This is a genomic window from Myxococcus sp. AB025B, from assembly GCF_006518215.1.
GTDB lineage: Bacteria > Myxococcota > Myxococcia > Myxococcales > Myxococcaceae > Myxococcus > Myxococcus fulvus.
Genome location: NZ_SRLW01000339.1, coordinates 1 through 10,253, shown reverse-complemented (window position 1 = coordinate 10,253; position 10,253 = coordinate 1). Strand labels below are relative to the sequence as shown.

9 protein-coding genes are annotated in these 10,253 nt (G+C 71.4%); 5 read left to right on the top strand and 4 right to left on the bottom strand.

The window, feature by feature from the left end:
- On the top strand, nucleotides 1–1,331 hold a 1,331-nt coding region (locus FL311_RS36675), incomplete at its 5' end, for an AAA family ATPase (RefSeq protein ID WP_141332333.1).
- Nucleotides 1,332–1,340: 9 nt separating this feature from the next.
- On the opposite strand, the gene FL311_RS36670 is transcribed toward FL311_RS36675, so the two are convergent.
- A complete protein-coding gene (locus tag FL311_RS36670) occupies nucleotides 1,341–2,288 on the bottom strand; it encodes a LysR family transcriptional regulator (RefSeq protein ID WP_141332332.1) in 948 nt (315 codons plus the stop codon).
- Between the two features lie 110 nt (nucleotides 2,289–2,398).
- On the opposite strand from FL311_RS36670, the gene FL311_RS36665 reads away from it, so the two are divergent.
- Nucleotides 2,399–3,448, top strand: a complete 1,050-nt coding sequence (locus tag FL311_RS36665; RefSeq protein WP_141332331.1) for an NAD(P)-dependent alcohol dehydrogenase — start codon at nucleotides 2,399–2,401, stop codon at nucleotides 3,446–3,448.
- A 142-nt stretch (nucleotides 3,449–3,590) separates the two neighbouring features.
- A complete protein-coding gene (locus FL311_RS36660) occupies nucleotides 3,591–3,881 on the top strand; it encodes a FruA-associating protein, FapA (protein ID WP_141332330.1) in 291 nt (96 codons plus the stop codon).
- A gap of 45 nt (nucleotides 3,882–3,926) precedes the next feature.
- On the opposite strand, the gene FL311_RS36655 is transcribed toward FL311_RS36660, so the two are convergent.
- The gene (locus tag FL311_RS36655; protein WP_141332329.1) at nucleotides 3,927–5,156 is read right to left on the bottom strand and encodes an acyltransferase; all 1,230 of its coding nucleotides are present in this window, start codon (nucleotides 5,154–5,156) and stop codon (nucleotides 3,927–3,929) included.
- Between the two features lie 138 nt (nucleotides 5,157–5,294).
- On the opposite strand from FL311_RS36655, the gene FL311_RS36650 reads away from it, so the two are divergent.
- Nucleotides 5,295–5,912: an RNA polymerase sigma factor gene (locus FL311_RS36650; protein WP_141332328.1), complete on the top strand. Its 618-nt coding sequence runs from the start codon at nucleotides 5,295–5,297 to the stop codon at nucleotides 5,910–5,912.
- A complete protein-coding gene (locus FL311_RS36645) occupies nucleotides 5,909–6,400 on the top strand; it encodes an anti-sigma factor (RefSeq protein ID WP_141332327.1) in 492 nt (163 codons plus the stop codon). Before FL311_RS36650 ends, FL311_RS36645 begins: the two co-directional genes overlap by 4 nt.
- 7 nt (nucleotides 6,401–6,407) lie before the next feature.
- Here the strand turns inward: FL311_RS36645 and FL311_RS36640 are convergent, their stop codons facing one another.
- Together FL311_RS36640 and glpD are read right to left on the bottom strand one after the other, a co-directional pair.
- Entirely contained in the window at nucleotides 6,408–8,201 is a 1,794-nt protein-coding gene (locus tag FL311_RS36640) for a S8 family serine peptidase (protein ID WP_141332326.1), read from the bottom strand.
- A gap of 230 nt (nucleotides 8,202–8,431) precedes the next feature.
- Nucleotides 8,432–10,126: a glycerol-3-phosphate dehydrogenase gene (glpD, locus tag FL311_RS36635; protein WP_141332325.1), complete on the bottom strand. Its 1,695-nt coding sequence runs from the start codon at nucleotides 10,124–10,126 to the stop codon at nucleotides 8,432–8,434.
- Nucleotides 10,127–10,253 lie beyond the last annotated feature (127 nt).

The window sequence follows — 10,253 nt, the reverse complement described above, 5'->3', positions numbered from 1 at the left end:
CCCCGGCGAAGCTGCCCCTGTCCGTGCTGCGCCCGCCCGTCCTGGTGGGGCGCGAGCGGGAGTGGGCGCGGATGGAGGAGGCCTGGGCCGAGGGGAAGACCATCTTCCTGAGCGGCGAGCCCGGGGTGGGCAAGACGCGGCTGGCGCACGACTTCGCCGCCTCGCGCGGCGTGCACATGGTGCTGGAGTCCCGGCCCGGCGAGACACACGTGGCCTACTCCACGCACGTGCGCCTGTTGCGGCAGATCATGGCCCGGTGTCCGGACACGACGCTGGCACCCTGGGTGCGCCGGGAGCTGTCGCGACTGATGCCGGACATGGCCGGCACGGAGGGGCCACCGCCGCCCATGGTGGACGAGGCCGAGCGCAGCCGCTTCCTGGAGGCCAACTGCCTGGCCATCTACCAGCTGTGCGCGGGGATGGACGCCATCGTCGCGGACGACCTGCAGTACATGGACGCGGCCACCGCGGAGTTCGCGCTGCTCATGCTCTCGCGCCGGCACGACATCCCCTCGGACGGCGTCTTCCCCCGCTTCGTCGACACGTACCGCCGCGGCGAACTGACACCCATCGCCGCCGCCTGCATCCAGCAGCTCGTGGAGGCGGGGCTCGCGGTGGTCATCGAGCTGGAGCCCCTGCACTCGGAGGCCGTGGGCACGCTCTTGGGCAGCCTGGAGCTGGCGGGCGCGGAGGGGCTCGCGGACAACGTGATGCGCTACACGGGCGGCAACCCCCTGTTCATCATGGAGGCGCTGCGGCACCTGCTGGAGTCCGGGGGCCTGGAGCGCGGCTGGCCCGAGCACGTGCACCCGTCCGGGCGTGGACGCGACTTGATTCAGCGCCGGCTGGAGCGGCTGTCCGCGCCCGCGCTCCAGGTGGCCCGGCTGGCCGCGCTCGCCAAGACGTCCTTCGCGCTGGAGCTGGCCAGCGAGGTGCTGGAGATGACGCCCATGTCGCTCGCCACGCACCTCTCCGAGCTGGAGGCCGCGCACGTGCTGCGCGGCGAGCGCTTCACGCATGACCTGCTCTTCGACGTGGTGCGCGAGGCGATTCCCCCCTCGCTGGTGCCCCTGCTGCACCGCCGGCTGGCCAGCGCCCTGGAGCAGCGCAAGGCCGCGCCCGTCGTCGTCGCGCAGCACTGGCTGGAGGGCAAGGAGCCCCAGCGCGCCGCGCCCTTCCTCGTCGCCGCCGCCAACGCGGAGGCCTCCGCCTTCCGTCACATGGAGGCCGCGCTGCTCTACTACCGCGCCGCCACCGCGCTGGAGGAGGCGGGCGCGCTCGACGAGGCCGCCCGCGTCAGGGCCCGCGCCCGGGGCATCCCCAGCGCCTGAAGCCCGCGCTCACGCGCGGCGCCTCGGGGAGCGGGGCACCTCCCGAGACCCCGCGCGCCGCTCCGCCGCCACCTCGCGCGCCACGTCCACGAAGGCGCGCAGCGCCGGTGACACCCGCGCCCGGCTGGGGAAGTAGAGATAGAAGCCATCCACGTGGGCCGCGTAGGGCTCCAGGACGATTCGCAGCGCGCCCCGCCGCACCCGCTCCGCCACGTCCGGCTCGAAGGCATACATCAAGCCCACGCCCTGCTCGACCAACGGGAACAGGCCCTGGAAGCTCGTGGAGCTGAGCGGCCCGCGCACCGGCACCCGCCAGCTCTTCGCGCCGCGCTCCAGCTCCCACTGGTAGAGCGCCCCCGTGGTGTTGGAGCGGATGCAAAGACAGTCATGGGACAGCAAATCCCGAGGCTTCTCCGGGACGCCTCGACGCTCCAGGTACTCGGGCGCGGCGACCACCACGAAGCGATAGCCCTCCGACAGCCGCACCTGCACCATGTCGCGCTCCAGCGACTCGGACATGCGGATGCCCGCATCCAATCCCTCCGCGACGATGTCCACCATCGCGTCCTCCACCCGCAGCTCCACGTCAGTGCGGGGATGGCGCTTCAGGAAGCGCTCGAGGATGGGCGGCAGCACATGGTGCACCGCGATGCTCGGCACGGTGAGCTTCACCGAGCCCGTGACCTCCCCGGGCTCCGCCGCCGCGACCTTCAGCGCCGCGAGCGCCTGGTCCACCGACGGGCCCGCACCTTCCAGCAGCCTCCGGCCCGCATCGGTGAGCGCCACGCTGCGCGTGGTCCGGGTGAGCAACGCCACGCCCAGTCGCGCCTCCAACTGCCGCACGCTCTGGCTGAGCGAGGAGGCGGACACGCCCAGCTCCCGCGCCGCCACGGCGAAGCTGCGCCTGCGGGCCACCGCGAGGAAGGCATTCAAGGCATTGAGCGGGGTGAAGGCCATTCGGAAGTTTTCCTACACAGCCCCTGTGGATTCCACAGATTTCCCCCGGGCGTGCGCCTACGCATATTCCTGGAGCAACAGTTCTCCCCTCTGCCAAGGAACGAAAGCCCATGACCACCGTACGCGGCTACGCGGCCCAGGACGCCCGCTCCCCTCTCGCCCCCTTCCAGTTCGAGCGCCGCGAGCCCGGCGCCGACGACGTCGAGCTCGACATCCTCTACTGCGGCGTCTGCCACTCCGACATCCACCAGGCCCGCGACGAGTGGGGCGGCTCCATCTTCCCCATGGTCCCCGGCCACGAAATCATCGGCCGCGTCACGCGCGTCGGCGCCAACGTCACCCGCTTCAAGGCCGGCGACTCCGTGGGCGTCGGCTGCATGGTGGACTCGTGCCGCGTCTGCACGTCCTGCAAGGACGGCCTGGAGCAATACTGCGAGAAGGGCGGCCCCACGTTCACGTACAACTCGCGCGAGCGCCAGGGCCAGCAGCCCACCTTCGGCGGCTACTCCAGCGCCCTCGTCGTGGACCAGTCCTTCGTGCTGCGCGTGCCCGACAGCCTGGACCCCGCACGCGCCGCGCCGCTGCTCTGCGCGGGCATCACCACCTGGTCTCCGCTGCACCGCTGGAACGTCCGCGCAGGCCAGCGCGTGGGCATCGTCGGCCTGGGCGGCCTGGGCCACATGGGCGTGAAGTTCGCCCGTGCCCTCGGCGCGCACGTCGTCGTCTTCAGCCACTCGGAGAACAAGCGTCAGGACGCCCTGCGCCTGGGCGCCCACGAGTTCGTCGTCTCCTCCGACGCCGCGCAGATGAAGGCCGGGGAGAACTCCTTCGACTTCATCCTCGACACCGTCTCCGCCCAGCACGACCTCAACGCGTACCTGCGCCTGCTGCGCCGCGACGGACAGCTGGTGCTCGTCGGTGTCCCGGAGAAGCCCCTGGAGCTGGGCGCCTTCACCCTCATCGGCACCCGCCGCAACCTCGCCGGCTCCATGATTGGCGGCATCCGTGAAACACAGGAAATGCTCGACTTCTGCGCCCAGCACGAAGTCGTGTCCGACGTGGAGGTGATTCCCATCCAGCAGGTGAATGACGCCTACACCCGGATTCTCCGGGGTGACGTGAAATACCGGTTCGTCATCGACATGAAGAGCCTGAAGTAAAGCCTGACGCGACGCAGCGGTGCGCGATGGGTTCGGAATTCTCCGCTGCGGGCGTTCGCGCGGGCTCCGCTGCCTGGAAACAGACAGTGGGTTGCCCGAGCGGACAGGTGCCTGCCTGGTCTCGGGTTCACATTCTCAATTCATGACTACGACACTTGAGCACGCCGGTTACAACAAGATGACGATGCTGTACCCCGAGGAACACGAGCTCCAGACGCCCACGCAGTCGCTGAAGGACCCTCACTCGGCCGCCAAGCTGCGGCTGCAGGCGAGCCTGTGGCTGAGCCGCGCGCAGCGCGAGCTGCATGACGCCATCTTCCTGCGCGACGGCTCCGACGAGAGCCTGGAGCGCTACTACAGCGCCCGCGCGGAGCTCGACTCCGCGGAGGCCTACGCGCTGATGGTGGCCAAGGCCCTGCTGCAGGCCGGGTGAAGCACCCGGGCGCGCGCGTGGAGGCACCGCCACGCGCGCGCCGCTTCAGCTCGCGGCGCCCGATGAGCCGGTGGACACCGGGACGGGCGCGGGGGCCGGACGCTCGCTGTACGGGAAGTAGTCCTTGAGCTTCAGGAAGTGCTTCTCGAACAGGTTCCAGCTCACCAGCGCGAGGCCCCACGACAGCACCGCGGCCACGACGTAGAACACCAGCTGCATCGGGAAGTCGGAGCCCGCCACCTGCTGCAGCGGCGTCTTGAGCACGGTGCGCCGCAGGATGGCGTCCAGCGGCGAGTGCACCAGGTAGATGGCGTAGCTGTACTTGCCGTACGTCAGGAGCACCCGGTTGGAGAAGACGCGGTGGAGCACGCTGCCCGGCTTCGCCGCCACCACCCGATACACCAGCACGGTGTAGAGGATGCCCACCGCGGTGTAGCCACCCGTGCGCACCACCGTCTTGAACGCCGGGCCCATGGGCAGGGCAATCATCGCGGCCACCACGGGCAGGGCCAGCCACGGCGCCCAGCGCATCCACGGGAAGGCTGACAGGCCCTTGCCCTCCGGGTGACGCAGCGCCAGGGACAACAGCGCGCCCAGCGCGAGCGAGTCCACGCGGCAGAACGTCACCACGTACGTGCTCTCCTCGCTGGCGCCCGCCAGCGTGAGCCCCACCCGCACCGCCACCGCCAGGGCGATGGTGCCCAGGCACAGGCGGATGGCCCCCTTGTACGAGACGGCGGCGATGAGGAACGGCCAGACGATGTAGAACTGCTCCTCAATCGCCAGCGACCACACCACGCCGAGGATGGGGTGCGTCGTGTCCACCCACAGCTGGTAGAAGTTGGACAGGTAGAGCAGGTACCAGACGGCGCCGTCCGTGGTGATGCGCTCGTCCAGGTTCAGCCGCCCCGCCAGCGACGGCAGCACCAGGAACGACACCGCCAGCGCCGCGTAGTACAGCGGGAAGATGCGCAGCACGCGCCGCGCGTAGAAGTTGCGGAAGTAGTACGTCTGCCCCTTCGCCTCCCACAGGATGCCGGTGATGAGGAAGCCGGACAGGACGAAGAACAGGTCCACGCCCGTCCACCCCGCACCGGCCAACCACCACGTCGCCTTGCCCGCGACGCTCTGGTCGCTCAGGTGCGTGGTGTGGAAGAAGACGACCAGGAGGACCGCGAGTCCTCGCACGCCGTCGAGCACGGGCAGGTGCCCATGCAGGCGCGGAGCAGGCGCCGCCGACGCCGCGGCGTCAGGACGGGCGAGATGGGAAGACATGGGATTCTCATACCAACAACGTCAGTTCCCCAACAAGGTTGGCTCCCGGCCCTCGTGAGCGGAGCAGGCGGGCACCCGCGCGCGACGGATTCGACGGGTCGGCTGAAACTCCCGCGCGGCTCGTGACACGGTGGTGGCGTGGCTCTTCTTTCCGCGGTGAAGAGGGTCCTGGTGGGTGCGCCCCCATCCGACACGGAGGGTGAGCGCCGGCTGTTGCGCCGGGCCCGCACGGGGGACCCCGCCGCCTTCCGCACGCTCTTCGAGCGGCACTCCCCCGCCGTCTGGCGCTTCCTGCGCGACTTGCTCCGCGACGAGGCCGCCGCCGACGAGGCCACCCAGGAGACCTTCGTCCGCGCGCACGCGAGGCTCGGGGCGCTGCGCGACGAGGACAGGGTGGGCGCGTGGCTGCTCGGCATCGCCCGGCATGTCTATCTGGAGTCCCGCCGCACCCGGGGGGTCCACGTGGACGTGGAGGACGAGGAGCACGCCGCGCACCTGGAGGCGGTGCTGCCCACGCCGTCACCGGAGGACTTGTTGTTGGACCGGGAGCTGGAGGGGCTCCTGGCCCAGGCGCTCGGGACGCTCAACGAGGAGCGGCGCGCGGCGCTGCTCTTGCGCATCGACCATGGGCTTCCCTACGAGGAGATTGCTTCGGTGATGGGCTGGTCGCCGCAGAAGGTGAAGAACGAAATCCACCGCGCGCGCCTGCGCCTGCGCGAGCAGCTGGCCGCCCATCTCGGAGGAGGACACCCATGAGCACGTGCCGCGAGAGCGAGCTGGACGCGCTGCTGGCCGGAGAGCTTTCACCCGAGGACGCCGCGAGGGTGCGCGCGCACGCGGACGCCTGCGCCGCCTGCAAGCACGCGCTGGCGTGGCAGCGCGCCGAACGGGGATGGATGGCTCAGCGCGCGCGCCGCGAACCACGCCGCCCCGCCCTGAGCTTCGAGGCGCTCGAGGCGCGCCTCCACGCCCGCGCGACGGCGCCCGTCGTGCGTGAGCCTCCGCGCGAGGGCGCGTGGCGACACTGGGGGATGATGCTGATGGCCGCCACGGCCGCCGTGGCCTTCGTGGGGCTGGTGCTGCCCCGGGGCGGCGTGAGCGGCGCCGGCGTGGCCGAGCCCTGGAGCCGCGAGGTGCTCGTCACCGGAGGCGTGGAGGCGTGCGAGGACGCCGCCGCCGCGCTGGAGGCCCGGGTGGGCGCGTGCCTCATCGCCTCACCCGTGCTCGCCCTGCGTCGGGACTAGGTCCGCTTCACGGCGCGGGCGGCGGGCAGATGCGCCGGGCCTCGTCCACCGCGGCCTTGGCCTGCACCAGGCCGTGACCGAACTTGATGTCCTTGCCCGCCTCGCCCAGGTCCAGCGCCGTCTTCTCCAGCACCTCGCGCACCTGGACATGGGTGAGCTTGGGACACGCGCCCAGCACCAGCGCGGCGACGCCCGCCACGTGCGGCGTGGCCATGGACGTGCCCGACTGGCGCAGGTAGTCCAGGCCCGACACGTCCACCGTCACGTCCTGGCCCACCAGGCCCTTGAGCGTGTTGGCGTTGACCAGGGTGACGGACGTCGTCGGCACCCAGAAGTCCTCCGGGTCGGTGAGCGTGAAGTTGCCCGCCCCGTCCTCGCTGGTGTTGTTGCCGACGACGATGGCCTTCGCGCCTGCGCGGATGGCGTTGAGCGCCTTCTCCTTGAACAGGATGCCGCCGCCTCGGTCCACCAGCGCGACGAAGCCGTCACAGGTGGCGCCCTCGCCGCACGACGAGACGCGCTCACCCAGGCCGCAGTACACCATCCGCCCCGCGTACTTGCCCACGCCGGTGTACTCCAGCGGCTCGGAGGCGAAGCGCGTGCCGCCCACGTCCACGTCCCCGTACGGCGCGCCGCCGACGATGGTCGCGCTCAGGATGCCCACGCCCGGCGCCACCAGCGACACGAAGTCCCTTCCGTACTGGGAGAAGGGCGCCCACGCGTTGTTCGCGTCGATGGCGCCCACGGCGATGACGTTCTCGTAGCCCGCGGGGTAGGACTTCTCCTCGGTGCCCCGGTTGCCCGTCGCGGCGATGGCCACCATGCCCGCCTCGAACGCGCGCTTGAAGGCCGCCTCCTCCGTCTGCGAGGGCGCGATGGAGCCCAGCGACAGCGACGCGATGTGCGCGCCGCGCTCGATGCACCAGTCCATGGCCGCGATGACGTTGGACGTGTTGCCGTCGCCGTTGACGTCGAGCACGCGCGCCACCAGCAGCGACACGGTGGGCGCCACGCCCGCCACGCCGTTGGGCTCCTCGCCGGGCCGCACGTGTGCGCCCGCGCCCAGCTGCGCCGCGATGGTCGCCGCCGTGTGCGTGCCGTGACCGCCGCCCCACTTCAGCACGCCGCTCACCCGCCCCTGGTCCAGCGGCTCGTCGTCCCCGTCGAGGAAGTCCTTGCCCTCCAGGTACGCCGCCGCAAGCTCCGGGTGCCGGTTGTCCCAGCCGCTGTCGATGATGCACACCTTGATGCCCGTGCCCGAGGGCGCGCCGTCATCCAGCACGCCGTCGTTGTTCGCGTCCCAGACCTGGGGCGCCTGCACGCGGTGCAGCCCCGCGGTGTACTCGCCCGTGGAGCCGCTCGTGTTGGGCAGCACACCCTGCCAGAGGGACGGGGACAGCGGGCTCGGCATCCCGAACGCGCGCACCACGCGGTCGGGCTCCACGCGCAGCACGTCGGGGTCCTGCTCGAGCGCCCGGCGGGCCTCGGGAGACACCTTCGCGGCGATGGTGTTCAGGTGGGGGAAGCGGCGGTGGACCTGGGCGCCCACGCGCCGGGCCGACTCGGTGAGCGTGTCCAGGTTGGACACGGCGCTGGCGGACACGCGGGGGCGGAAGGTGATGAGCACCGGCTCCGCGCCATCCTCGCCGGCGAGCGGGTTGAGCGACTGACGCGCGGTGCCCGGCAGCGACAGCGCCTCCGTCCCGGGGCAGACCTCCTCGGTGACCGGGGGATCCCTGTCGGGGACCTTGGTGCACGCCACCGCCCCACCGAGCAACCCGAGCCAGACCCAACGCTTCATCGTCATTCTCCTTGAACGCCCCGGCGAACGGGCAGGTACGGAGGGCACCCCGGTCCGGATTCGACGGCCGGGGTGAACGAGAGGACACCGCTTCCCGTTCCCCACGCGCAAGTTAAGCACGCCAGCCGTCCGGCTGCTCGCGGGCCTGTCAGGCGGAAAACGACAGTCTCGGGACGTGAGACACGCGGGCGTACGGCGCTGGACGGACGCGCGTGGTTTCGCCCGCCTTCTCAGGATTCGGCGCTGTCGATGCCGAAGATACGCAGCGCGTCGGAGGCGTAGGTGTCGAGTTGACGGCGGGTCTCGGCCTCGTCCCAACCGAGTCGGGGGGCCATGACCTCGGCGGCCACCTGGGCGGCGCCGCGTCCCAGGTCCCGGGTCTCGAAGGCGACCTTGAGTCGACGGATGAGCAGGTCGGAGAGCGTGTGCACCAGCTCGTGGGTGACGCCCCACACGGCCTCGGCGGCGCGGTAGGGCAGGCCGGGAGCGAGCGGGCGGGCGAGCGAGGCGTCCTCGCGGGTGAGCGCCCAGACGCGGCGCCAGCGGCTGCCGTAGGCGCGCACCAGGTGCGTGGCGGTGGCCGCGTCCCCGACGACGTCGCGCGCGGCGGCGAGCTCGGCGTTCAGGTCGGGGATGTCGCCGCCGGGCAGGGGCAGCGACTCGGTGGGGGCCTTGCGGCGGGGCTGGCCCAGGTGCTTCTCCACCGCGTCCACCACGTCGCGCGCCATGACGCGGTAGGTGGTGAGCTTGCCGCCGCTGATGGCGAGCACGCCGGTGGGGCTCAGGTCAATGTGGTGCTCCCGGCTGGCGCTGCCCGCGTCGGTGGTGCCGTGGTAGCCGCTGGCGGACAGGGGGCGGATGCCGGCCCAGGCGCTCACCACGTCCTCGCGGGTGAGGTGCGCCTCGGGGAAGAATGCGTTGGCGGACTCGAGGAGGTAGGCGACGTCCGTCTCGCTGGCGCGGACCTCGGCGGGGTGGGCGCGCGTGGAGGTCTCCGTGGTGCCGATGATGGTGAAGTCGTCGGCGGGGAGCACGAACATCACGCGGCCGTCCTTGGGGGACAGGAGCGTGAGGGCGTCGTGGTTGCCCAGGCGCTTGCGCGGCACGGCGACGTGCACGCCCTTGCTGCCGCGCACGGCGTGGGCGTTGCCGTCGGGGGCATCGAGCTTGCGGATCTCATCGCTCCACGGACCGGTGGCGTTGACGATGGCGCGCGCACGCACGGTGAGCTGCTGCCCGGTGAGGTGGTCGACGACGATGGCGCCGCGGGCCTTGCCGTCGACGACGTCGAGCCGTTGGACGGAGGCGTGGTTGAGGACGACGGCGCCGGCCTCGGACGCGCCGAGCGCGTTGGCCAGGGTGAGCCGGGCGTCATCGGTGGCGGCGTCGTAATAGCGGGCGCCACCCTTGAGGCCGTCGGTGCGCAGGCCGGGCTCGGACTGGTGGAGCTGGTCGCGGTTGAGGCGCTGGTAGCCCTTCACGTTCCGGAAGAGGGAGAGGGCGTCGTAGAGCATGAGGCCCGCGTTGAGCTTCCAGCGGGGCACGCGGGCGCCGGCGTAGACGGGCCACACGAAGGCGAGCGGGCGCACCAGGTGGGGTGCGAGCTTGAGGAGGCGGCGGCGCTCGATGCTGGACTCGAAGACGAGGCCCAGGTGGCCGTGCTCGAGGTAGCGCAGGCCACCGTGGATGAGGCGGGACGAGCGGCTGGACGTGCCGCTGGCGAAGTCCTCGCGCTCCACGAGGGCGACCTTGAGTCCGCGCAGGACGGCGTCGCGCGCGGAGCCCGCGCCGGTGACACCGCCCCCGATGATGAGCAGGTCGAACTCCTCGGTGGCGAGGGCCTTCAGCCGCTCGGAGCGAGGCTTCGTCGGCGGAATGTCCCCCTCTGCGGACAACTGGCGGAGCGCTACGGATTCAGAACGCACACGCATATTGTAATGACGGTCCGCCCTGGGTGACACGGGAATCAATGCGCCGCGTCAAGAGGGACACAGCACCCACATGCCGGGGGCGGGGGCGGTGGACAGTCTCCCTGGGCTGTCTCTTATACAC